Annotated in this window: 19 protein-coding genes; 13 read left to right on the top strand and 6 right to left on the bottom strand. The window is 72.8% G+C overall.

All coding sequences use genetic code 11. The annotated features are described in order from the left end of the window. The first annotated feature begins 74 nt into the window (after positions 1–74). On the top strand, positions 75–2,639 hold the full coding sequence (locus Dsi01nite_RS34080) for a hypothetical protein (RefSeq protein WP_203850451.1): 2,565 nt from the start codon (positions 75–77) through the stop codon (positions 2,637–2,639). Between the two features lie 3 nt (positions 2,640–2,642). On the opposite strand, the gene Dsi01nite_RS34075 is transcribed toward Dsi01nite_RS34080, so the two are convergent. Beyond that, on the bottom strand, positions 2,643–5,081 hold the full coding sequence (locus tag Dsi01nite_RS34075; protein ID WP_203850450.1) for an Hsp70 family protein: 2,439 nt from the start codon (positions 5,079–5,081) through the stop codon (positions 2,643–2,645). Between the two features lie 94 nt (positions 5,082–5,175). Here Dsi01nite_RS34075 and Dsi01nite_RS34070 point away from each other — a divergent pair, with 94 nt between their 5' ends. After that, entirely contained in the window at positions 5,176–5,655 is a 480-nt protein-coding gene (locus Dsi01nite_RS34070; protein ID WP_203850449.1) for a MarR family winged helix-turn-helix transcriptional regulator, read from the top strand. 47 nt (positions 5,656–5,702) lie between these two features. Then, the gene (locus Dsi01nite_RS34065; protein WP_203850448.1) at positions 5,703–7,112 is read left to right on the top strand and encodes an MFS transporter; all 1,410 of its coding nucleotides are present in this window, start codon (positions 5,703–5,705) and stop codon (positions 7,110–7,112) included. A 39-nt stretch (positions 7,113–7,151) separates the two neighbouring features. Here Dsi01nite_RS34065 and Dsi01nite_RS34060 read toward each other — a convergent pair whose 3' ends face one another. Continuing rightward, positions 7,152–7,949: an aminoglycoside phosphotransferase family protein gene (locus Dsi01nite_RS34060; protein WP_203850447.1), complete on the bottom strand. Its 798-nt coding sequence runs from the start codon at positions 7,947–7,949 to the stop codon at positions 7,152–7,154. A 21-nt stretch (positions 7,950–7,970) separates the two neighbouring features. On the opposite strand from Dsi01nite_RS34060, the gene Dsi01nite_RS34055 reads away from it, so the two are divergent. The 3 genes from Dsi01nite_RS34055 (at position 7,971) to Dsi01nite_RS34045 (ending at position 12,115) form a co-directional block, all read left to right on the top strand. Further along, complete coding sequence (locus Dsi01nite_RS34055; RefSeq protein ID WP_203850525.1) at positions 7,971–8,858, top strand: ABC transporter ATP-binding protein; 888 nt, start codon at positions 7,971–7,973, stop codon at positions 8,856–8,858. 82 nt (positions 8,859–8,940) lie between these two features. Then, on the top strand, positions 8,941–9,699 hold the full coding sequence (locus tag Dsi01nite_RS34050; protein WP_203850446.1) for an ABC transporter permease: 759 nt from the start codon (positions 8,941–8,943) through the stop codon (positions 9,697–9,699). Between the two features lie 82 nt (positions 9,700–9,781). After that, positions 9,782–12,115 (top strand): HelD family protein, encoded by a 2,334-nt coding sequence (locus tag Dsi01nite_RS34045; RefSeq protein WP_505661195.1) that lies wholly within the window; start codon positions 9,782–9,784, stop codon positions 12,113–12,115. Between the two features lie 76 nt (positions 12,116–12,191). Here Dsi01nite_RS34045 and Dsi01nite_RS34040 read toward each other — a convergent pair whose 3' ends face one another. Continuing rightward, positions 12,192–12,860 carry a class I SAM-dependent methyltransferase gene (locus tag Dsi01nite_RS34040; RefSeq protein WP_203850444.1) on the bottom strand — a complete coding sequence of 223 codons (669 nt, stop codon included), beginning with the start codon at positions 12,858–12,860 and terminating at the stop codon, positions 12,192–12,194. A gap of 41 nt (positions 12,861–12,901) precedes the next feature. Then, the gene (locus tag Dsi01nite_RS34035; RefSeq protein ID WP_239136372.1) at positions 12,902–14,065 is read right to left on the bottom strand and encodes an erythromycin esterase family protein; all 1,164 of its coding nucleotides are present in this window, start codon (positions 14,063–14,065) and stop codon (positions 12,902–12,904) included. A 166-nt stretch (positions 14,066–14,231) separates the two neighbouring features. Here Dsi01nite_RS34035 and Dsi01nite_RS34030 point away from each other — a divergent pair, with 166 nt between their 5' ends. Both Dsi01nite_RS34030 and Dsi01nite_RS34025 read left to right on the top strand, forming a co-directional pair. Next, positions 14,232–14,672, top strand: a complete 441-nt coding sequence (locus tag Dsi01nite_RS34030; protein WP_203850443.1) for a VOC family protein — start codon at positions 14,232–14,234, stop codon at positions 14,670–14,672. A gap of 91 nt (positions 14,673–14,763) precedes the next feature. Further along, positions 14,764–15,768, top strand: a complete 1,005-nt coding sequence (locus Dsi01nite_RS34025) for an RNA polymerase subunit sigma-70 (RefSeq protein WP_203850442.1) — start codon at positions 14,764–14,766, stop codon at positions 15,766–15,768. 833 nt (positions 15,769–16,601) lie between these two features. Here Dsi01nite_RS34025 and Dsi01nite_RS34020 read toward each other — a convergent pair. Both Dsi01nite_RS34020 and Dsi01nite_RS34015 read right to left on the bottom strand, forming a co-directional pair. Further along, complete coding sequence (locus tag Dsi01nite_RS34020; RefSeq protein ID WP_203850441.1) at positions 16,602–17,417, bottom strand: transglutaminase-like domain-containing protein; 816 nt, start codon at positions 17,415–17,417, stop codon at positions 16,602–16,604. Positions 17,418–17,506: 89 nt separating this feature from the next. Next, on the bottom strand, positions 17,507–18,310 hold the full coding sequence (locus Dsi01nite_RS34015) for a hypothetical protein (RefSeq protein WP_203850440.1): 804 nt from the start codon (positions 18,308–18,310) through the stop codon (positions 17,507–17,509). A 32-nt stretch (positions 18,311–18,342) separates the two neighbouring features. Here Dsi01nite_RS34015 and Dsi01nite_RS34010 point away from each other — a divergent pair, with 32 nt between their 5' ends. The 5 genes from Dsi01nite_RS34010 (at position 18,343) to murJ (ending at position 23,529) form a co-directional block, all read left to right on the top strand. Next, positions 18,343–19,185, top strand: coding sequence for a hypothetical protein (locus tag Dsi01nite_RS34010; RefSeq protein WP_203850439.1), 843 nt, complete (start codon positions 18,343–18,345; stop codon positions 19,183–19,185). A gap of 107 nt (positions 19,186–19,292) precedes the next feature. Beyond that, the gene (locus Dsi01nite_RS34005; RefSeq protein ID WP_203850438.1) at positions 19,293–19,553 is read left to right on the top strand and encodes a ribbon-helix-helix domain-containing protein; all 261 of its coding nucleotides are present in this window, start codon (positions 19,293–19,295) and stop codon (positions 19,551–19,553) included. A 5-nt stretch (positions 19,554–19,558) separates the two neighbouring features. Then, positions 19,559–19,951, top strand: coding sequence for a hypothetical protein (locus tag Dsi01nite_RS34000; protein WP_203850437.1), 393 nt, complete (start codon positions 19,559–19,561; stop codon positions 19,949–19,951). 94 nt (positions 19,952–20,045) lie between these two features. Continuing rightward, positions 20,046–20,813 carry a hypothetical protein gene (locus tag Dsi01nite_RS33995; protein ID WP_203850436.1) on the top strand — a complete coding sequence of 256 codons (768 nt, stop codon included), beginning with the start codon at positions 20,046–20,048 and terminating at the stop codon, positions 20,811–20,813. Between the two features lie 1,153 nt (positions 20,814–21,966). Then, entirely contained in the window at positions 21,967–23,529 is a 1,563-nt protein-coding gene (murJ, locus tag Dsi01nite_RS33990; RefSeq protein WP_203850523.1) for a murein biosynthesis integral membrane protein MurJ, read from the top strand. The last annotated feature ends 69 nt before the right edge of the window (positions 23,530–23,598 follow it).

Raw genomic sequence — 23,598 nt, 5'->3', positions numbered from 1 at the left:
GCCGCCCTCTGACCGGAGATCGGACGGGGGAGACCGCGATGGCGGCGTTCGGCGTGCGGCTGAGACGTGGGCCGGTGAGCACTGTTTCGGCGGCGGCTGCGGCGGTGCTGGCAGCGATCGGCGGGACGGTCTCCATGCCGCTCTCCGCGGCGGCTGAGCCGGCGCTCGCCCAGCAGCACATCACCTGGACCGACACGCCCGACACGCCGTTGACCGCCGGCACCGTGTCCGTCGCCGCGGTCGCCACGTCCGGCCTGCCCGTGCAGTACACCAGCACCAGCGGCGACGTGTGCACCGTCGACGGCGACACGGTCACCCTGCACCGGCACGGCCGCTGCACGGTCCGCGCCACCCAGCCGGGCAACGGGTCCTTCGCCGCCGCCGACCCGGCCAGCGACACGTTCGCCGTCCTCGGCCGGGCCCAGACGATCGCCTGGCAGCCGACCCCGGACACGCCGGTCACCGCCGGGACCGTCCAGGTGACCGCGGCCGCCACGTCCGGCCTGCCCGTCACCTGGACCAGCGGCACCCCCCGCGTCTGCAAGGTCAAGGGCCGCACGGTCACCCTCGTCGCCGGCGGCACCTGCACCCTGCACGCCGACCAGCACGGCGACGAGACGTTCGAGGCCGCGCCCCGCGCCGACGACTCCTTCCAGGTCGCCAGGTCCCCGCAGACGATCACGTTCGCCCGACCGGGCGACACGACGATGACCACCGGCACCGTCCGCATCGAGGCGAGGGCCACCTCCGGGCTGGCGGTCACGGTCACCAGCGCCGACCGCCACGTGTGCACCGTCGCGAAACGGCGGGTCACCCTCGTCGGCGCCGGCACCTGCCGGCTACGCGCCGACCAGCGCGGCAACGGCCGATACGCGGCCGCACCCCGCGTCGAGCGGGCGTTCGCCGTCGGCCGCGGCCGGCAGACGATCACGTTCCCCGCACCGGGGCCCGTGCCGCTCGCCGCCGGGACCGTGGCGATCGCGCCGAGCGCCGACAGCGGGCTGCCGGTCGCGGTCACCAGCACCGACCCTGCGGTGTGCACCGTCACCGGTGGCTCCGTGACCCTGCACGCCACCGGCACCTGCGTGCTGGTCGCACGGCGGCCCGGCACCGCTTCGTGGGCCGCGGCACCCGACGTCGAGGTCCGCTTCACCGTCGGGCGGGGCGCGCAGCACATCGCGTTCACGCCGCCACCGGCGACGGCGGCCGGCGCCCGCACGGTCACCCTCACCGCCACCGCGACCTCCGGGCTGCCGGTCACGTTCACCGCCGCGACCCCCGCCGTGTGCGCGGTCGCCGGTGCCGCCGTCACCCTGGTGCGGACCGGCACCTGCACCGTGCACGCCGACCAGTCCGGGTCCGCCGGCTGGGAACCCGCGGCCCGGGTCGACGGCACGTTCACCGTCACCGGCGACGCCGCCACGATCACGTTCGCCGCGGTCCCGGACACGGCGCTGACCGACGGGCCGGTGCGGCTGGCCGCGACCGCGACGGCCGGGCCGCGGGTGGCATTCGCCGGCAGCACCCCACAGGTGTGCACGGTCGCCGGGTCCGTCGTCACGCTGCGGACCCCGGGGCGGTGCACGGTCACCGCGTCCCAGCCCGCCGCCACCGCTGCGCCGCCGGTCACGCAGACATTCACGGTCACGCGGGGCTGGCAGCGCATCGCGTTCCCGCCGCCGGCCGGCCGTTCCTACACCGACGGGCCGCTCACCGTCGCGCCGGCCGCGTCGTCGTTCCTGCCCGTGGTCCTCAGCAGCGGCAGCCGGCGGGTGTGCACCGTCGACGGGTCCGTCATCACCCCGATCGCCGCGGGCACCTGCATCGTCCGCGCCGACCAGCCGGGCAACCCGCAGTGGGCGCCGGCACCGCGGGTCACCCGCACGGTCCGGATCGCCCCGGCGGTGCAGACGGTCACACTCGCCGTGCCGCCGCCGGCCGCGGTGTCCGACGGGCCGGTCACCCTCACCGCGACCGCCACGTCCGGGCTGCCGGTCACCGTCACGACCGCCTCGGCCGGGATCTGCGCCGTCGACGGCGCGACCGTGACGCTCCTGGCCGCCGGCGCGTGCGCGCTGGTCGCCCGGCAGGACGGCGACCGCCGGTTCGCGGCCGCGCCCGACGTCACCGCCACGCTGACCGTGCTGCGGGACCCGGTGCCCGTCACCGTCCCGGCCACCGCGCCCACGGCCGGCGGCCTGCACAACACCGCCGGCGGGGCCACCGTCTCCGGGGCGGCGATCACCCTGCACGGCGGCGGCTACAAGCCGGGCACGTCCGTGGAGGTGGTGGTGTACTCGACGCCGCGGCCGCTCGGCACCGCGTTCACCGGCGCCGACGGCAGGTTCAGCCTGCTGGTCGTGGTCCCCGGGGACCTCGACGGGGGCGGGCACACGCTGCTCGCGGCGGGACTGGCCGCCGACAACACGGTGCGGTTCCTGAGCGTGCCGGTCGCCGTGTCGCAGGCGGCGGCGATGCTGCCGGTGACCGGCGGGCCGGTCGGCCCGGTCGCGGCGCTGGGCACCTGGGCGGTCGTGATCGGCACCGTCCTGGCGCTGCTCGGCCGGCGCGGCTGGCAGCCCCGGCGGGGCCGGTGGGTGTACCGGTGGACGTACCGGGCGCGGCACGCCACGGCGTGAGGCTCACCAGTCGAACAGGCCGGTGCCGACGCGGGACACGGCGACGAGCGCGCCGAGGAGCAGGGCGACGGCGGCGATGCGGGGCAGCCAGCGGGTGACGGCCGGGGCGGTCAGCGCGGCGAGCCGGCCCGTCGCGGCGCCGAGTGCGGCGATGGCGAACGTCACCGACGGCCCGAACACGAACCAGTGCAGCGCCGGCACCTCGGTGATCTTCAGGGCGTCGGCGAGGCCGATGTCGCCGGCGCGCATGCTCTCGATCGCGTACCGGTACTCGGGCGCGTCGGCGAGGATCGCGATGAGCACCGCGAGCAGCAGCCCGCCGGCGTCGGCGCGGCCGAACACCGGCTGCACCTCGCTGCCGTCGAGCCGGCGCCGGGCCGCGAGCAGGATCACCGCGACGATCAACGCGATGACGAGCAGGACGTAGACGCCGACGTTTCCGCTGACGTACGCGACGACGATGCCGACCTCCTGCGCGATGATGATCGCGGGAATGAGCACCACGGCCCAGGTGACGGTGCGGGCGACGGTCTTGCCGGCCGGCGCGGCGAACAGGTATGCCAGCCACAGCGCGAAACCCGGGTACAGGTAGGTGCGGGCCTCGCCGACCCAGCTGTGCCAGTAGGTGAATTCGGAGGGCAGGGACCATGCGCCCTCATAGGCCTTGCGGCCGAGGAACCCGAACAGCAGCAGCGCGCCGAGCGCGATCGCGCCGGTGACCAGGGCCCTGCGGACCGCACCCGGCGGCGCCGGCGTCGGACCCGGCTGCGCTGCCGGGGCAGGTGTCGTGGCCGGCGGGGTGGCGGTCGCGGGCGGTGGCCCGGCGCCGAACGCGGCGACCTGCTCCGGTCTGGCCGCCGCGGGGCTGGTCGGGCCGGCGGCGCCGGCGGCGGGGGAGACCGGCCAGTTCGGTGCGTTGTCGGGCCAGTTCGACGCGGGCGGCGACGACGTGGACCAGGCGGCGTCGGGCGGGCCGGAGACCGGCAGCCCGGCGGCGCCCCAGCCGGTGCCGGGCGGTGGCGGGCCCGCGGCGGGGCGGCCGGACACCGGCGGGATCGAGAACGACGGCGCCCCGGCCGGCGGCGTCGCCGCGGGCGGCCCTGAGGCGGGCGTGCCGTAGACGCCACCGCCGGACACCGGCGGGTGGGCCGGCAGCCGCGCCGGCGGCTGCTCCGGTGGCAGGGAGGGTGGCAGGGAGGACGGTGCGGAGGACCGGACCGATGCGACGCCGCGGACCCCGGGGTCGTTGCCGACCGCGGCCGGGGACACGGGCGTGACGCCCGGCGCCGGCGAGGCGGGTGCGGTGGCGGGCCAGAGGGGGGTGCCGGCGGGTTGGCGTACACCTGCCGCATCGGCTGCCGGCTGAGCTCCGGTCGTCGCCAGGGGCCGCGCGCTGCCCTCCGCGACGACCAGCTCGGGCTGCTCGAGGACCGTCGGGGCGACCCCGGTCGCCTGGTGCAGCAGGGTCGCGACGAGCGGCATCCGGCTGGACCCGCCGACCAGGAACAGCCCCGCCAGGGGGCGGGTCGGCTCGGCGGAGGTGAGCACGGTGCGGGTCAGGGCGACGGTACGGTCGACGACCGGCCGGGCCAGGCGCTCCAGCTGCTCCCGGCCCAGCGGCGCGTCCTGCTCGATGAGCGGCACGTGGATGTAGGTCGACGTGGACCGGGACAGGATCTCCTTCGCGGTGCGGACGTCCTCCCACAGGTTGCGGTTGGCGCGCCGGTCGGCGACGGTCTGCGGCTGGACGAGGCGCCGCATCTCCTGCGGGTGGGTGGCGGTGTGGACGGTGCCGAGGTAGTCGACGATCGCGGTGTCGACGTCCAGGCCGCCGGCGTCGTCGAGGCCTTCGCTGGCGATGACGTCCCAGCCGGTGGCGGTGCGGGTGACGACCGACGCGTCGAACGTGCCGGCGCCGAAGTCGTAGACGACGACCCGGCTGCCGACGGGCACCGCGGCGCCGGTCGCGGCGACGAAGAACCCGGCGGCGGCGACCGGCTCGGGGACCAGCTGCGGCGTGCCGAGGCCGGCGAGGCGGGCCGCGTCGAGCAGCACGGCCCGGCGGCGGGGACCCCACGCGGCCGGATACGTGAGCACCACCGTCTCCGGGTCGCCGCCCATGGTCCGCACCGTCTCCGCCCTGACCTGGGTGAGGACGGCCGCGATGAGCTCGCTGACGGGGACCTCGGCCGCGCCGAGCAGGACGGTGCCGTCGTCGATGCGCCGCTTCGGGTGCGGTTCGAACAGCTCGGGCCGGACCCTGGCGGCGTGCATCGCCTCCCGCCCGACGAGCAGCTTCTCGGCGGCCGCGCACACGCAGGACGGCAGCAGGGGGAAACCGTCGAACAGCACCGGCCGGGTGCGCCCGTCGCCCTCGTGGATGACGGCGACGGTGTTCGAGGTGCCGAAATCGATGCCGAGGCGGTACCGCACAGCGATCACTCGCGCACCCTACGCCCACCGCCGGCGTCCGGAACGTCGCCGACGGTTTGCTGACAGATCATCCGCTCCCAGGTGCATTGATACCCTCGAAGGCATGACCGCACCGACGCGGGTCGAGCCTGACCTCTCGTTCCTGCTCGACCACACCAGCCACGTCCTGCGCACGCAGATGGCCGCGGCGCTCGCGGAGATCGGCCTGACCACGCGGATGCACTGCGTGCTCGTGCACGCGGTCGGCGCCGAGCGCACCCAGATCCAGCTGGCCGAGATCGGCGGCATGGACAAGACCACGATGGTCGTCACCGTCGACGCCCTGGAGAAGGCCGGCTACGCGCAGCGCCGCCCGTCCAGCACCGACCGGCGGGCCCGGATCATCGCGGTGACCCCGTTGGGTGCGGAGATGGCGGCCCGCAGTCAGGAGATCGCCGACGGGGTGCACGCGGCCGCCCTGGACTCGCTGCCTTCGGATGAGCGTGACGTGCTCGTGCGGGCGCTGACCGCCCTCACTGCGGGACATCTCGCCGCGCCTGTTGAGGCGCCGGGCGTGCGCCGGGCCAGGGCCACCGCGTTGTAGATCACTACTAGATGGTTCCGTAACAGACGATCTGCTACGGTCGGACCATGGACACCAACCGTGGGGCGGCCCTCGCCGTCCTCGCCACCGGCATGCTGATGACCATCCTGGACGGCAGCATCGTCACCGTCGCCATGCCCGTCATGCAGTCCGACCTCGGCTTCACCCCGTCCGGCCTGACCTGGGTCGTCAACGCGTACCTCATCGCGTTCGGCAGCCTGCTCCTGCTCGCCGGGCGCCTCGGTGACCTGCTCGGCCGGCGCCGGCTGCTTATCGCCGGCACCGTCGTCTTCGTCGCCGCGTCCGTCCTCGCCGGCCTCGCGACCAGCCCGGCCATGCTGATCGCGGCCCGCTTCCTGCAGGGCGCCGGCAGCGCCATGTCCAGCGCCGTCAGCCTCGGCATCATCGTCACCCTCTTCCCCGCCCCGGCCGAACGGGCCAGGGCGTTCGGGGTGTTCGCGTTCACCGGCGCCGCCGGCGCCTCCATCGGCCAGGTCCTCGGCGGTGTCCTCACCGACCTGCTCAGCTGGCACTGGATCTTCCTGATCAACCTGCCGATCGGCGTCGCGGCCCTGCTCGCCATGCGGTTCGTCCCCACCGACCAGGGCCTCGGCGCGCGCGCCGGCGCCGACGTGCTCGGCGCGTTCCTGGTCACCGCCGGACTGATGACCGGCATCGCCGCCGTCGTCCAGCCCGCCGGCCGGGTGCTGTTCGCGTCCGCCGCGGTCCTGCTCCTCGCCGGGTTCTTCGCCCGGCAGGCGACCGCCCGCACCCCGCTCATGCCGCTGCGCATCCTGCGCTCCCGCCAGGTCGCCGGCGCCAACGTCCTGCAGATCCTGATGATCGGCGCGATGTTCTCCTTCCAGATCCTGGTCGCCCTGTACATGCAGCGCGTCCTGCACTACACCGCCCTGCAGACCGGCCTGGCGATGCTGCCCGCCGCCCTGTCGATCGCGGTGGTGTCCCTGTTCGGGTCGGCCCGGGTGATCGCCCGCTTCGGCGAGCGGATCACACTGATCGCGGGTCTGGCACTGCTGGTCCTCGCCATGGCGTGGCTGACCCGGCTGCCGGCGGACGCCCGGTTCGTGCCGGACCTGCTGCCGGTGATGCTGCTCATCGCGGGCGGCGGGCTGGCGCTGCCGGCGATCACCGGGCTGGGCATGTCCGGCGCCCGGGCCGACGACGCTGGGCTGGCGTCGGGCCTGTTCAACACGACGCAGCAGCTGGGGATGGCGCTGGGGGTGGCGGCGCTGTCGACGGTCGCGGCGTCACGGACCGCGGGGCGGCTCGCGTCGGGCGCGTCGGAGGCGGTGGCGCTGACGGCCGGATACCGGCTGGCGTTCACGGTGAGCGCGGTGCTGCTGGCCGTGTCGATCGGAGTGGCCGCCCTGGTCCTGCGCTCCCCGGCCGCGCTGGCCGCCGCCGCCGACCGCGAACCGGCGGGCGCCCCGGCCTGACCACCACTGCCTGACCACCACTGCCTGGTGAATCACGGTTCACCAGGCAACGGCGTCGCCTTCGGCGACCGTGAGCCAGGCGTCGACCTCGTCGGGGGTGTGGTGGCGGATCGACCAGTCGACCTGGCGCAGCGCCATGTGGGCCCAGCAGGCGGCGAGGACCTCCGGCGGGGCCAGCTCGGCCGCGGCGGCGCGCACCTGGTCGGTCAGGTGCGGGGCGTGCCGGGTCAGCACGAACAGCAGCGTGACCAGGTCGAAGGCGCGGTTGCCGCGGCCGGCGCCGTCCCAGTCCACGACGCCGGTCACGGTGCCGGTGTCGCTGACCAGGACGTTGCCGGGGTGGTAGTCGAAGTGGACCAGGTCGTCGCCGGGCAGGGTCCGCAGGGGGACGGCCCGGACTCTGGCCAGGAGCGCGGCGGTGCGGGCCGAGTGTCCGGCCAGGGAGCCGTGCTGGCAGAAGCCGGGGCCGTCGCGGTGCAGGTACAACTGCCGCTGCGGCAGGCCGGAGTCGCACAGCAGGCCGTTGCACCGGGCGCTGACGGCCAGCATCGAGTCCAGCACCGCCTGGTCGAGGGGGCCCGGAGGCCGGCCGGGGAGCAGCTCCTGCACCACGACCGTCGCGCCGGCGAACTCGGCGACGAGCTCGTAGCGGGGTGCGGGCACGCCGGCGGCCCGGGCCACGTCGATGAGCGGGACGGAGTCGCGGTGGCCGCCGGTCAGCACCGCCCGGCGGCCGTCGGGCAGCAGGACATGGCCGGCGCCGACCTCGCCGCCGGAGATCGGGCCGGCGTAGGTGAGGCCGAGCGCGGCGGCGCAGGCGGGAACATCGAGTCGCAACTTCCGTCCTAACTCTATACACTGTATAACGTGATTGACGTCCGGGACATCCGCAAACGCTACGACGACCACACCGCCCTCGACGGCCTCGACCTCACCGTCGCCGCCGGGACCGTGCACGGGCTGCTCGGCCCCAACGGCGCCGGCAAGACCACCCTCGTGCGCATCCTCGCCACCCTGGTCCGGCCCGACGGGGGCACGGCCACCGTCGCCGGGCACGACGTCGTGCGGCACCCCGGCCGGGTCCGCGCCGCGATCGGGCTCGTCGGCCAGCACGCCGCCGTCGACGAGCTGCTCAGCGCCCGGCAGAACCTGGTCATGTTCGGCCGGCTCAGCCACCTCGGGACGGCCGCCGCCCGCCGCCGCGCCGACGAGCTCCTCGAACGGTTCGGGCTCACCGACGTGGGGGAGAAGCCCGCGACCCGGTTCTCCGGCGGGATGCGCCGCCGCCTCGACCTCGCCGCCGGGATGATCCTCACCCCGAAGGTGCTGTTCCTCGACGAACCGACCACCGGCCTGGACCCGCACGGCCGCGCCGAGGTCTGGGCGGCCGTGCGCCGGCTCGTCGAGGACGGCACCACGGTCCTGCTCACCACCCAGTACCTGGACGAGGCCGACCAGCTCGCCGACCGGATCAGCGTCATCGACCACGGCCGGGTCATCGCCGACGGCACCCCCGCCGCACTGAAGGGCGCCGACCGCCTCGAAGTGCTCACCGTCGCTCCGGACGCCGCCGCGGCCCGGCTCGCCGGACTCGGCCCGGTCACCGTCGACGGCGACCGCGTCACCGTCACCGTCCACGACCGCGTCGCCGCCCTCGCGCTCGCCGCGAGCCTGCCCGACGTGCACGACATCACGATCCGCCGCCCCACCCTCGACGAGGCATTCCTGAAACTGGTGAGCGCATGAGCGGCCAGCGAAGCGGCTCGGGCCGCTCATCCCGTGACAGCTTCGGCTCAGGCCGGCGCTGGAGCGCAGCGGAGGCGACGGCATGAAATGGGCGCTGCACGACGGCTGGGTCATGACGCGACGGGAACTGGCGCACCTCGCCCGCCAACCCGCCCAGATCGTCCTCACCCTGCTGTTCCCGGTCCTGCTCGTGCTCATGTTCGGGTTCGTCCTCGGCGGCGGCATGAGCGTCGCCGGCGGCGGCGACTACCGCGAATACCTCCTACCCGGCATGTACGCGATGACGATGCTGTTCGGCATCGAGACGACCTTCGCCGCGATCGCCACCGACACCGGCCGCGGCGTCACCGACCGGTTCCGGTCCCTGCCGATGGCACCCTCCGCACAGGTCACCGGCCGGGCCGTCGCCGACCTGCTCACCTCCGCGCTGGGACTGCTCGTCATGCTCGGCTGCGGCCTCGCCGTCGGCTGGCGCTGGCATTCCTCCGCAGCCGCCGCCCTGACCGCCGTCGCGCTGCTGCTGTGGCTGCGCTTCGCCGTGCTGTGGATCGGCATCTACCTGGGCCTGCTGTCCGGCAACCCGCAACTGCTCGTCGCCGTGCAGATCCTCGTGTGGCCGGTCGCGTTCCTGTCCAGCGCGCTCGCCTCACCCCAGGACATGCCCACCTGGCTCGGCACGCTGTCACACTGGAACCCGCTGTCCGCCACCGCGGACGCGACCCGCGCCCTCTTCGGCAACCCCGGCGGCGGCACCACCTGGCCGGCACTGCTGTGGCCGGCGGCTCTCACGGCCGTCTTCGTGCCACTGTCCATCCGCCAGTACCGGAGACTGTCGCGGTAGCAGGTAGAGTAGAGCGTTCGAGCAACAAAATAGGCGCCCACAGGCGCCTGACTGATCCAAATGTTAGCCGACTGGAGACGGGTTGTCAAACGCATCCGAGCTCGCATCTGAGCAAGCGCATCTCACGATGCTGTACGGGCACCTCGACACGCTGCGGGAGGAAGCGTCGGAGCAACTCCAACGGGCGTTGCTGCAAAGCGGTGGCACACCCGCCGACCGCTCCCACCGGGACTCAGCGACGGCGCTGTACACCGACCGCATCGCCCAATACAGCGCCGTGGAGAACGGCCTGTGCTTCGGCCGCCTCGACTTCGAGGAGTCGGGGGAGGTGCGCTACATCGGCCGGATCGGCATCTTCGACGAGGACAACGACTACGAGCCGCTGCTCATCGACTGGCGGGCCCCCGCGTCCCGACCGTTCTACCTGGCCACCGCCGCCGCACCCGAGGGGGTGCGGCGCCGCCGCCACATCCGCACCGAACGGCGCACCGTCACCGGCGTCGACGACGAGGTCCTCGACCTCGCCGAGGCGCACCACACCGGCCGCGGCGCCCACGACGGCGTGGCCGGCGAAGCCGCGCTGCTGTCCGCGCTGAACGCGTCCCGCACCGGCCGCATGAAGGACATCGTCGAGACCATCCAGGCCGAACAGGACCGCGTCATCCGCGGCGACCTCAACGGTGTCCTGGTGGTGCAGGGCGGCCCCGGCACCGGCAAGACGGCCGTCGCGCTGCACCGGGCCGCGTACCTGCTGTACACGCACCGGCAGATGCTGTCCTCGCGGGTCGTGCTCATCGTCGGGCCGAACCCGACGTTCCTGCGCTACATCGGCCAGGTCCTGCCGTCCCTCGCCGAGACCGGGGTCCTGCTCGGCACGATGGGCGACCTGTTCCCCGGCGTCGTCGCGCACACCGACGAACCCGCCACGATCGCCGAGATCAAGGGCCGCGCCGAGATGGCCGAGGTCCTCGCCACCGCCGTCCAGGACCGCCAGCGCGTCCCCGACGAGGCCGTCGCGATCCGCCTCGACATCCTCGACGGCGCCGCCGTCATGCTCGACCCAGAGGTCATCGCCGACGCCCGCGACCGGGCCCGCCGCTCCGGGAAACTGCACAACCTCGCCCGGCCCGTCTTCGACACCGAGATCATCCACGCGCTGTCGCTGCTGGTCGCGGACACCATCGGCATCGACCCCTACGCCGACGACCCCCTCGGCGGCGGCGACGCCCCCGGCGACCCGCAGATCCTCGACGAGGCCGACCTCGCCGAGATCCGCCGCGAACTGCGCGGCGAGGCCGAGGTCCTCGGCGCCCTGGACTGGCTGTGGCCGATCCTCACCCCGCAGCAACTGGTCGCCGGCCTGTTCGCCTCCACCGCACGACTGCTCAGCGCCGGCGCGCCCCTCGCCCTGCAACGCTCCGCCCGGTCCGGCTGGACCCCGGCCGACGTGCCGCTGCTCGACGAGGCCGCGGAACTGCTCGGCGAGGACGACACCATCCGCGAGATCATCGCCGAACGGCAACGCAAACGGCAGATCGCCTACGCCGAAGGCGCCCTCGAGATCGCGTTCGGATCCCGGTCCATCGACGTCGAGGACGAGGACGACCCCGAACTGCTGTCCGTCACCGACCTGCTCGAAGCCGACCGGCTCGCCGACCGCCAGGACGAGGCCTCCGGCCTCACCCCCGCCGAACGCGCCGCCGCCGACCGCAAATGGGCGTTCGGTCACGTCATCGTCGACGAGGCCCAGGAGCTGTCACCGATGGCGTGGCGGCTGCTCATGCGCCGCTGCCCGTCCCGGTCCATGACCGTCGTCGGCGACGTCGCCCAGACCGGCGACCTCGGCGGCGCCGCGTCCTGGGCGTCCGCGCTGGACCCCTACGTCCCCGGCCGCTGGCGGCTGCGGGAACTCACCGTCAACTACCGCACCCCGACGGAGATCATGGCCGTCGCCGCCGGAGTCCTCGCCGGCATCGACCCCGACCTGGAGCCACCCCGCTCCGTCCGCGCGGCCGGCGTCGACCCGTGGGTCCGCGGCGCCGCACCGGCCCGCCTGCCCGACGCGCTCGCCGAGGCCGCCGTGGCCGAGGCGGCACTCGCCGGGGACGGACGGCTCGGCGTCATCCTCCCCGCCTCGTCGTTCGCGGATCTTGTACCGGCAGTGCTCAAGGTCCTGCCCGACGCCGCCGTGGGCGACGAACCGGAACTCGCCGCGAAGGTCGTCGTCCTCACCGTCAAACAGGCCAAGGGCCTCGAATTCGACGGGGTCATCGTCGTGGACCCGAACCAGATCGTGGAGGAGTCACCGCGCGGGGCGAACGACCTCTACGTCGCGCTGACCCGGGCCACCCAGCGCCTCGGCGTCCTGCACCCCGGCACCCTGCCCGACTCGCTGCACGCGGTGGTCGGGATGTAGACGCTGCCGGGTTTTGGTGGGAGCGTGTTGGGTCGGACTCCAGCACGCTCACCGAACCGGCGCCGACCCGGGATGCCTAGTCCCGTGCCGACCTGTCCGTGAGCCTAGCAACCCCTCTGATGAACCCTCCGTCGGCGGGGTCCACCTGTGCGGTCCACCCCAGTTTCGCCAGGTCGGCGGCGAGCACCGCAGCGTCATGGAAGAGTTTTACGACCTCGTGCTCGCTGCCGTCCTTCAACCTGCGCAACACCGTGGCCCGGTCACCGGGCGCCGCCCGCTCCGTCAACCGCTCCGCCGCGTCGGTGTCGACGAACACGACCCGCCCACCGGGCCGCACCGCACCGGCCACCGCCGCCCAGAACGCCGCGAACCGCTGCGGCGGCACATGGGACAACCAGAACGCGAAGAACACCGTGTCGTACCGTGCCTGCGGCCGCCACGAGAACAGGTCCCGCTGCTCGAACGTCGCCGTCAGCCCCGCCGCCTCGACCCGCCGCCGCGCGATGTCGAGCATCTCCGGCGCCCCGTCGACCGCGGTCAGGTGGTCTGCCCGTCCGGCCAGCCGCACCGTCCACTGCCCGGTCCCGCACGCCAGCTCCAGCACGTCACCACCGACCGGCAACTCGTCCACCAGGTCGGTCAGGGACCGGAACGCCCGCTCGCCGTACACCTCGTCGTACTCCGGCGCCCTCGCCCGGTAGTACGCCAACTGCCCGTCCAGCAACGACTCCAGCCCATCCGACATACCCGGCAGTCTATGCGTTACCGGTCGCCCCACCGTCCCGTTCAGCATTCCCGGACGAAGGCGATCCCGTCCGCCCGGTCCACGTGCGCCGGGTCCAGCGGCGCGTAACCGAACCAGGGGGAGTGGCGGGCGGTGAGCTCCAGACCCGCGAACCGCCGCGCGTCCACGACACGACGCTGCCGCGGCGACGCGTACAGCATCCCCTCGACGGTGTCCGGCGCCGGCACGTCCACACCCCGGTGCCGGATCGTGCCGACCGCCGTGGCCACGAACCCGTACTGCTCACCCAGGTGCGCACTGACGATCGCACCCGCACCCCACCACCGCAGGAGCGCGCCACCCATCCGCATCTCGCTCCTGACCCGCTGCAGATGCCCGTTGTGGCCGTGCGCCAGTGCGGGGCCCTCGATGGCCAGGAGGTTGGCGGCCATCATCGAGTCCCGCGCCGCGCACAGCCGCGCGAGACGGTCCGGTGAGGTGTCGGCCATCCAGTGGTGGTACCGCAGCAGTCCGGTGACCGTCCGCGCGTACAGCCGCGCCCGGTTCCAGCCCTCCCGGTCTCCGCTTTCCCGGCTTTCCGGGATCAGCTGCGGGGTCTGCTCGTCAAGCGCCGCCACCAGCTCATCGGCGAGCAGCCGCAGCCGCACCGCGTCCGGGGACCGCCCGACGGACTTCGCCGGGTCCCACATCACGGCCGGATCCGTCCACTGGCCGTCCTCGCCGATCAGCTCGTCCAGCGTCGCCGCCGTGCACGGCAGGAGACCCGCGTCGACCCGGGCGGCAAGGTACCCGTGCAGCGCGGCGAACACCTCCCGAGGGCTCGCTGCGGCGGCCATCTCGAGCGGACCGTCGAACCCGGCGAAGCGCACCTGCTCCGGCCCCGGCCGGCCGTCGTTGTACCCGCGCATCCACCGCACCAGGTCACGGTTCCCCTGATACGCGCCCCAGCCGTGGCTGAAGCCGCGTTCCATGACGTCGTCGAGTCCTCCGGCACCCGAGGTGACGTACCCGTCGACGACCAGACCCATCAGGCAGTCGCTCTCGATCGTTAACGTCCGGTACCCCTCGTCCTCGACGAGCTGCCGGAACAGGTCGTTGCGCAGTTGCAGCAGCGCATCCTCACCGTGGGTGGGCTCACCGAGCGCGAGCAGGCGCGGCCGCCCAGGAAGCAGGTCCATGACGGTCGCGGCGTATCCAGCTGTCATTCCTTCAACCGTATCGTTGAACGAACGGTTGAAACTTCCAGCCGTTCTGCAATGCTCGAGCCAGTCCAAACCTTCAAACCCTCGATGAACCTGTCCAGAACGCGCCGCCGGCGCCGTCCCTGGGGTACACGTACACCAGTGGCCACGACAGATCAGGAGCACTACCGTGACGATCCCGCAGCTGCACCACGTCAGCGTCGTCGTCGACGACCTCGAGGCCGCCATCGGGTTCTTCGCCGAACTCGGCATGGAACTGGAGGGCCAGGCACCGATCGAGGGCCCCTGGGTGGACCGCGTCAACGGACTCGACGGCGTCCGCGTCGACATCGCGATGATGCGGACCCCGGACGGTCACGGCCGGCTCGAGCTCACGAAGTTCCACCACCCGGCGGTGATCAACCCCGAGCCGAAGGACGCCCTGGGCAACACGCTGGGCCTGCGCAGCATCATGTTCAACGTGGCCGACGTCGACGCCGCCGTCGCCGGCCTGCGCGCCCACGGCGGGGAACTCATCGGCACGGTCGAGCAGTACCAGGACGTCTACCGGCTCTGCTACGTCCGCGGCCCCGCGGGCATCATCGTCTCGCTGGCCCAGGAGCTCGGCTGACGCCCGTGTCGCGCGGCGTCACCGATCAGAAATCCTCCGCCACGCCGTCAGTTCTGTCAGCCTCTCGCACCGGGTGGAAGGATTGCTGACCATGACCGACGCCAAACCGCTGGGCGCCGACGAGGCCGCGTTCATCGCGGCGGTCCGCTCGGACGACACGGCGCCGTTCGCGCTCATGACCGAGCGCCACCGGCGCGAGCTTCAGGTGCACTGCTACCGGATGCTCGCGAACTACGACGACGCCCAGGACCTGACGCAGGAGACGTTCCTGCGAGCGTGGAACAAGCGGGCGTCGTTCAAGGGACACGCGGCCCTGCGGACCTGGCTGTACCGGATCGCGACGAACGCCTGCCTCGACTTCCTGAAGAAGCGCAACGACCGCACACCCGTGCCGGCCGAGCTGGCGGACGTCTCCGAGGTGCTGTACCTGCAGCCGTTCCCCGACGGGATGCTCCCCGAGGACCCGCAGGAATCGGCGGTGGCGCGGGAAACGATCGAGCTGGCGTTCATCGTCGCCGTCCAGCACCTGCCGCCGCGGCAGCGGGCGGTGTTCATCCTGCGCGACGTCCTCGGCTGGCCGGCGCCGAAGGCCGCCGACGCCCTCGAGCTGACCGTCGCATCGGTGACCAGCGCACTGCAGCGGGCCAGGGTGACGATGCGCGAGCAGCTGCCCGACCGCCGCCTCGACTGGCGGAGACCCGCCTCCCACGAGCTGTCCGACGACGAGCGCGGCGTGGTGAAGTTGTACATCGACGCCCACGAGCGCAACGACCTCGACGGGCTGATGTCCCTGCTGCGCGACGACCTGCGCTTCGTGATGCTGCCCGAGGCGGGCACCTCGGCCGTCACGGCCAAGGACGCGGTGGACGGCTGGGTCTCCGGTGGGCTCTTCCAGCCCGGCTACGATGACTGGCGCTGCATCACCACGACGGTCAACCGCATGCCCGCGGCCGTGCTGTACCTGCGCACCCCCGACGACCCGGAGTACCGGTTGTTCACCATGGCGGTCCTGCACATCGTCGACGGGAAGATCGCCGAGCTCACCGGATTCGACGCCACCGACAAACCCTGGCTGGACCTGCCCCTGACACTGTGATCGGACAGGTCGCTGAAGTCACCGCGTCATGAGCCCCGCCGGCGTGCTTCTTCATGCCAGGGATGACTTCGACCCGTCGCCCCCACCCGGTGACGAGTCCGGTCCACCACTCCAGCTGAGGTCGTCGCCGGGCGCGGCGACGTAACCGTCCGGGGTCACGTTCATGGCTGGCGAAGGTCAGTTTCCGCATCGTGCCAGCCTCTCGTGCGTCGCTCTTGTACATACAGACGGGCGCGGCGCGGAAACCTCATCGGTGCGCGATCTGCGTCCGCAGGGTGGCCCGTGCCGCTCCGGACTCGGCACGGCGTCCTCGGCTGGGTTCGAGCAGCGCCCACCGGATCCCGATTTCACCCTGGCACGGGCAGCGGCACACCCGTGGCCGGCTCTCCTCGACCGCGTGCTGAAGGCGATCTGCGAGGACGAGGACGCCGTTCGAAGCCTTGGTAAGAACGCTGCTGCCCTCTACCAGAGGACGGGACGGCCTGCCGCAGCCCAGCAGGTTGATGTACATGTACCCGGAGCGGGGGAGAGGCGGGCGGCGTCTTCGTCGTGCACGGGGTGGCCCTGGGCGCGCAGCCGGTTGACCGTCAGGTCGATGTGGCGGGTGTCCACCGCACGATCGCGTCGAGCGCGAAGCCAAGCGCGCCGAGCTGGTCTTCACGATCGCGTCGAGCGCGAAGCCGAGTGGGCCGAGCTGGCCTACTCGGCCGGCCCGGTCGCCCTTTCCGTCGCGGCGGCCCGGCACGCCCTTCGGTCGGGACAGAGTCACCCGCGACCCCGGCCGCTTCCGTCGGCCCGGCCTGCTTCCGCGCTTGGCCCGGGTCTTGTCGGCGTCAGCGCAGCAGCGCCTCCGGCACCTTCAGGTCCGGCTCCGAATACAGGCCGGTGACGTCCGCCGGGTCGTCGCCGGCAGCCACCTTGGCGATGCGGTCCATCAGCTCGTCATAGTCGGCGCCGGTCTCACCCTTGTACGCGGCGTCCATGCGTCCCCACTCGTCCCACGGCAGCATCTCCACCTTGTTGAGCGCGGCCAGGTCGCGGACCGCGTTGCCCTGGATCTCCGCCGGCCCGAAGTTCTCGGTGCCGGGCACCCCGAACCGCGCCGCGTCGATGCGGCCTTCCCGCCACGCCGCCCACGCCTCACCGCCGGTCAGGAACAGCCCGTCGGCGAGGTCCTCCGGGTGCGGCACCAGCGTCGCGGCGACGAACTGCACCTCGCTGCGGACCCACCGGCCGTCGCGGTGGTGCTCCACGACCCAGTGGTCCAGGCCCTGACCCGGCTGGAAATACGTGCCGAACCCGCACCTGGCCCGGGCCGGGATGCCCCGCCACCGCAGCAGCGCACACGCGAGCACCGTGAAGTTCCGGCAGGTGCCGACGGCCCGCCGCGGCGCCGGGCGTGGCACGTGCAGCGGGTCGTCCTCCAGGCGCAGGACCGCCGCGACGATCCGGTCGGCGTGCCGCAGCTGGTTGTCCGCGAACCGTTCCTCGGGCAGATCGAGGCCGGACGTCTCGCTGGGGTGCACGATGAGCGTGTGCGCGAGCCGGATGATGCCCTCCGCGTCCGCCGGCACCCCGGTGAGCGCGGCAGGCGGCACCGCGGACAGGTCGGTGAGCGGTCCCGGCGTGGTGTAGTCGATCCCCGTCATGCCCAGCAACCTACCGCCGGCGTACGACACTTTCCCGCCGCTTCGGTTGACATAATGTGCATTATCGACCATCTACCGGGAGCGGAACGCTACGCGTGTCCGTGCGCCGGCCATCCGGGCCAAAGCCAACTGTCGACCGCGGGCCAGGCCGCCGCGAGCCCGGCGGACAGTACGCCGCCGAACGCCACGGTTCCCTCGTGGGACGCGTAGGCAATCCAATCGTGGTGCTCGTCGGTCCACAGACCCTCCGGCCCGGTGTACCTCGGTGCGACGATCTCGACATCCAGCAGATAATCGGCCCCGTACTCGCGCAGCTCGACCACACGCGACCGGCCCAGCTCCCGCAGCACCCGGCGAACCCGCTCAACGGCGTCGTCCTCCCACATCGACTCCCCGGTCAGCACCAGCACGTCGCGTGGAACCGAACTGCCCAGCATCGGGTGCCAACAGCCGTCCCGCGCCCCCCATCGCCGCTGCGACGACGTCCGCCAGGCTGATGATTCCTCGGGCGTGAGCACGCGCCGGTACGGGACGGCGTCGACGCGGAGATCGGGCTGCTCCGTCCAATGCCGCACCTGTACCGCGAAGAGCCGACGCTCATCGGCCATGACCTGCGCTTCGACCTCGCCGTGCGGAGGCTCGGTGAACGGGGACCTTGCACGCTCGGCGGCCGCGAGCATCATGCCGGCCACGACATCGACGCCGGGAAGCCGGTCCGGATCGAGTCGCTCAACCTCCACGAGCATGGCGTCCACGACGTTGTACCGGGGGAAGATCCGCTTGCCATCGGTTCGGCGGGCGTCGTCGGGCAGCCGGCCGTACTCCCTGCTGAGTTCGTCGTATCGTGTCATCAGATACCGGCGTGACGCCCAGTGCAGCGTTGTGGGATCCACGAACACATTCTCCCCGGGATTGGCAACGGACAGTGCGGTACGTCGTGGCGGAGCAGTTCGACGCCCGCGCCTACCTCACCGCCCTACCGCAGCTCGCCGGTGACCTCCCGCCGGGCGCGGCCCGGTTCGCGACCGACCCCGACCATTACGACCTCGCCGGGCTGCGCTGCGTCAAGGACCTCAGCATCGGCGAGCTGGACGGCTCCCGGATCCGGTTCACCGGCAACCCGTGGAAACACGACGAGGACCTGGTCATCCAGTACACCGGCGTCACCAGCCTCGACGTCGAACCCGGCGAGCCCTCGCCCGTCAGCGGCCAGGACCCGATCGGCAGCGTGCAGCTGGACGAGATCTTGCCCGCGCCGGAAGGCTGCCGGCACGAGATCGCTGGGCATCACGGCCGGATCGTCGTCGTCTGCGCCGACCTGACCGCGACCTGGTTGCGGGTGCCGCGCCCCGACGACCCGCCGCCGGGCTGGTGGACACCGGTGCGACGCCTCGACCGGTTCAACTGGCTCGGCGAGCAGCGCGACGGCGCCTGGGTCGTCGGCGTGCCGCACCGCCGTGCCGTCCCGGCGCGCGAACGCCTCGACGTCCTCGTGTCCGTCGTCCGAGGTCCGTGGCGGGCGGCGGCGCGGCAGTGGCAGGCGGAGCCGGGTCTCGACGACGTCGTCGCGTATGCCATTACCGACCCTTCGTGCCAGGGGTACGACGCCCTGGACTGGCTCGAGGACGGGTATCCCCTGCGCCCGGTCCTGCTGGCCGCGCTGGAGGCGATGCACCTGGACAAGCGGCACGGGCAGCACCGGCGGCACCGTGCGGGGCGGCTCCTGCGGCAGGCTGCGAAAGGTGGAGACGCCAACCACGGACGGTGACGGAATACCGGACGGGTATGCCATATCGGCGCAGGTGGGCTCGAATGTCCCCCGTCCGGGTGATGCGACGCTAGGTGATCAGCGTATGCGGCCGCTACCCTGTGCGTATGCGTGAAGTGCGCAAGGAGCGGGTCACGGTGACGATGCCCGCCGATGAGGCCGCTGCGGTGCGGCGGTTCGTGGACGCGGGTGGCGCGGAGTCGGTGTCGGCGTATGTCGCCGAGGCGGTGCGTGGCAGGTTGGCCCGGGACCGGGCGCTGCTGGCGTTGAACGAACTGTATGCGCGGCGTGGGGTGCGCATGGACCCGGAGCACCACGCGTGGGCGCGTGAGGTGCTGGGGGTGGCACCCGCCGGGCCGATGTCGTGACCGCCGTGGGCGGCCGCATCCTGGACAGTTCGGCGATTCTGGGGTTCGTGGCCGGGACGCCGTACAGCTCGGCGATCGTGTGGCACGCGGTGGATCAGGGTGTGGTCCTTGCGGTGCCGGCGGCGGCACTGGCGGAGGCGTGGGCGCAGACGTCCCCGAAGGACTACGTCGTGCTCAAGGTGTTGCTGAGCCTGCCGGTGGTGGTTGTGGACGACCTGACCGCGGCGGATGCCGTGGACAGTGGCACGCTGCTGTCCGGAGAGGGCGGTCCCGCTCTGGTCGCGGCCGCTCATGTGGTGCGTCGTGCGCAGGCCCGACCCGGATGGGCCATCGTCACGGATCGTCCGGAAGTGCTGCGCACCCTCGACCCGCACGCGGAGATCGACGAGCTGCCCTGACCCCGAGATCATGTCGTACGGTGTGTCGCGTTCGGAAAATGTCGTACCCGACTGGTAGAACGTTTCCGACACATGTTCGATTGAGGAGGGTGCGATGGTAGCCGCGCGGACCGCGGCCGGGGGCTTGTCGACGGTGGAGCTGGAGCAGATCCGGGACACCCTCGCGGCCGGCCGGAAGCCGAAGGTCGTGTTCACGGAGGCTGCCGGCCAGATCGCCGGGCAGCTGGGGCAGGTCGTGCAGCTGACCGACCCCGAACTGTCCGAGGAGTGGGTGGTCGTCCGGTTCGGCCGGGACGAGCTGCCGTTCTCCCCCGCTGATCTGAAGATCGCTCCGAAGGCGGCGCCGGCGCGTCGCACCCCCGCCGTTCCAGCACCTCGTGAGGAGACCTCCGTGCCCGCGCCGTCCACTGTCGAGCCGTCCACCGACCCTGCCCCGGTCGACGCTGCCGCCGAGCCCGTCCCGGCCGCCCCGCCGGCGGAGCCGGTGACCGCCCCGGCGGAGACGAAGGAGAAGGAGCCGGTGAAGGAGTCCGCGGGCATCCCCGCGCCGCGGGCGACACCGGCGAAGAAGGCGGCGCCGAAGCCGAAGGCACCGGCGGGGTTGACGGTGACCCTGGCGTATGCGGACGGCGAGTGGACGGTCGCGGCCAACCAGGGCGCGAAGTCCCTGGCGAAGCCGTATGTCATCAAGGCCAGCGAGGCGTTGAAGATGGTCGGGATGCTCGACGTCCCCGGGGTGCACGAGGCGGTCGAGGAGATCGTGTCGGCGGCCCGGGCGGAGGCCGAGTCGCAGGCGGAGCGGTTGCGGGCGGAGCTGGCCGAGATCGAGGCCCGGCTCGCCGAGCTCCGCGAAGCCGAGTAGTCCGGCGCCCGTGCTCCACGCCCGGAGCACGGGCTCGGACGAAGTCCACGTCGTCTCGACGTAGCACTTGCGGAAGTCGTGCCCTGGGCGTGGAGCACGGGCGCCCGGACCACTGGCTTAGATGCAGTCCATGTGGTCTCGACGTGGCACTTGCGGACGTCGTGGTCCGGGCGCGGAGCACGGGCTCAGATGCAGTCCACATCGCCTCGGCGTGGCACTTGCGGAAGTCGCGGTCCAGGCGTGGAGCACGGGGCGCCCGGACCACGACCACCCGAGACCTGAGCGTCTCCCCCGCCGCGCCGGCCGGCGCCGGGGTCCGATGGCCGGCGGCATCTGTCGGCGGCGCTGCCGGGACGGGCTGGTGCGGAAGTCGGCGGCCAGACCGATGTGGTCTGGCGGATCTGCGCTGAGGTTCGACCGTGGTGAACGCGGATCGGTGCGGCTGGACGTTTCGCCGGTGGCCGTGCGCCCGGGAGCGCACCGGCGCCGGCGGAACGCCGCGACGATCCAGGTGACTGGCCCATCACGGGGCCGTAGCGGATCGGGGCGGCTGAGCCGTGCGTCTGAGGGAGCGCCCCGCCGCCGGTTGGACGCCGCGACGATCCAGGTGACTGCCCGATCCCGGGCCGTCCGGATGGATGTCGCCGGCGGTCCGGGATGCGGTTCCGCCGGCTGTTGCGCCTGTGCTCCGGCCGTGCTGGCGGGCGCCTGCCAGGCCGTTTTCGTGCCGCTTCCCTGCCCCTGGACTGCCCCGATGCCCGTGCGGACGGCCTGCGCACCCCGGGTTCCAGCTTGGGGTGCGGGTGGCCCTTGTTCGTCCCGCTCCCCCACACTCCGGAACGTCCCGATGTCGCGTCGTTGCGACTTCGGACTGCTTGTCAGGGCGGGCTGGAACGCGGCGGCGGGGGCGTTCGATCCGGCGGCCCGATGTCCGGAATAGGGCTATTTGCGCGCTTTGCCTGCCCTCGGAGTCGATTCTTCCCGTGATCGACGGACGACTTCTGGTCGTCTGCACCGCCCCTGACGGCCGGCCCGTTGCGCCGACGACGCGGTATCTGGACGTCCCGACGGCTGGGGATCATGTGCGGGGCGTGGATGCGCTATGAAGGTGCATATGGCTGAAGGACCTTCCGTCGGGCGTGCGGGGCGGGGCATGGCGCTGGCGACGTTGGCGGCGCGGGCCGCCGGGTTCGTGCGGCTGGTCGTGCTGGCGTCGGCGCTGGGGCTGGGCAGCCGGGTCCTGGACAGCTACAACGTGGCGAACACGCTGCCCAACGCCGTGTTCGAGCTTGTCGTCGGCGGCGCGATGGCCAGCGTGGTGGTGCCGCTGCTGGCCCGGGCGGCGCTGACGGAGCCCGACGACGGGGTCGTCTACGCGCAGCGGCTGCTGACGTTGATGCTCTACGGTCTCGGGGCGGTCACCGTGGTGGCGATGGTGTCGGCGCCGTGGCTGGTGGAGGTGTACACGCCGGGGTTCACCGGGCCGCAGCGGGACCTGGTGGTGGTGTTCAGCTGGTTCTTCCTGCCGCAGATCCTGTTCTACGGCGTCAGCGCCACCGCCGGTGCCGTGCTCAACGTCCGGGGCCGGTTCGCCGCGCCGATGTGGGCGCCGCTGGTGTACAGCGTGATCGTGATCGCGGTGAGCGTGGTGTACCTGGTCATCGGTGGTGCCACGGAGATCGGGTCGTTGACGCGGACGCACCTGCTGGTGCTGGCGGTCGGCACCACGGCGGGTGTCGCCGGGCAGATGGCGTTGGTGGTGTGGGCGCTGGCCCGCAGTGGCTTCGCGTTGCGGCCCCGGCTGAACCCGCGGGGCATCGGCATCCGCCGGATCGCCCGGCTCGGTGGCTGGGTGCTGCTGTCGGTGGCCGCCGCGCAGGTGTTGCTGACGGCCGCGACGCGGGTCGCGTCGGTGAGCGGGCCTGGTGGGGTCAGCGCGTACCAGACGGGGTTGGCGGTGTTTCAGATGCCGTTCGCGGTGATTGCCCTGTCGGTGATGACGGCGATCCTGCCGAGGCTCAGCCTTCATGCGGTGCGCCGGGACCACGCGCGGATCGCCGAGGACCTGTCGCGGGCGGTCCGGCTCGCCGTCGTGGCGCTCGCGCCGGTCGCGGCGGCGATGCTGGTGCTCGGGCCGCAGATCGTCGTGGTGCTGTTCGCGCACGGGCGCAGTTCGGCGCCGGCGATCGGTCTGCTGGGCGCGGTGGTGGCGGCGTTCGGGGTGGCGTTGGTGCCGTTCGCCGGGTACATGATCCTGCAGCGCGGGTTCTACGCCCTGCAGGACACCAGGACGCCCGCGTTGATCACGACGGGGGTGACGGTCGTCGGGGTGGCCGGCTGCGGCGCCGCGACGTGGTTGCTGCCGAGCGCTGACATCGTCGTGGGGATCCCGTTGGCGTACGCGGCCGCGTACACGGTGGGTCTGGTCGCGGCGGCCGCTGCCCTGCGGCGCCGGTTGGGGCGTATCGACGGCCGGCGGCTGGTGTGGACCCACGCGCGGGTGGCGGTGGCGGCCGCGCTCGCGGGTGCTGTCGGCGCGATGACGGCCGCGGTGCTCGCGCCGCTGGTCGCGTCCGGGTTCAGCGGGGCCCTGGTCTCGCTCGCCGCCGCCGGTGTCGTGGGGGCCGGTGTGTACGTCGTGGCGGTCCGCTTGCTGCGTCTCACCGAACTGCGGCAACTCGTGGCCACGGCATTCGCCGGCACCAGGAGCGGCTGACGAGAGCGGCTGACGAGAGCGGCTGACGAGAGCGGCTGACGAGAGCGGCTGACGAGAGCGGCTGACGAG

It is taken from the genome of Dactylosporangium siamense (genome assembly GCF_016862795.1).
Taxonomy (GTDB): Bacteria; Actinomycetota; Actinomycetes; order Mycobacteriales; family Micromonosporaceae; genus Dactylosporangium; species Dactylosporangium siamense.
Note: the sequence above shows the minus strand (reverse complement) of the source record. Positions and strands in the feature narration are given on the sequence as shown.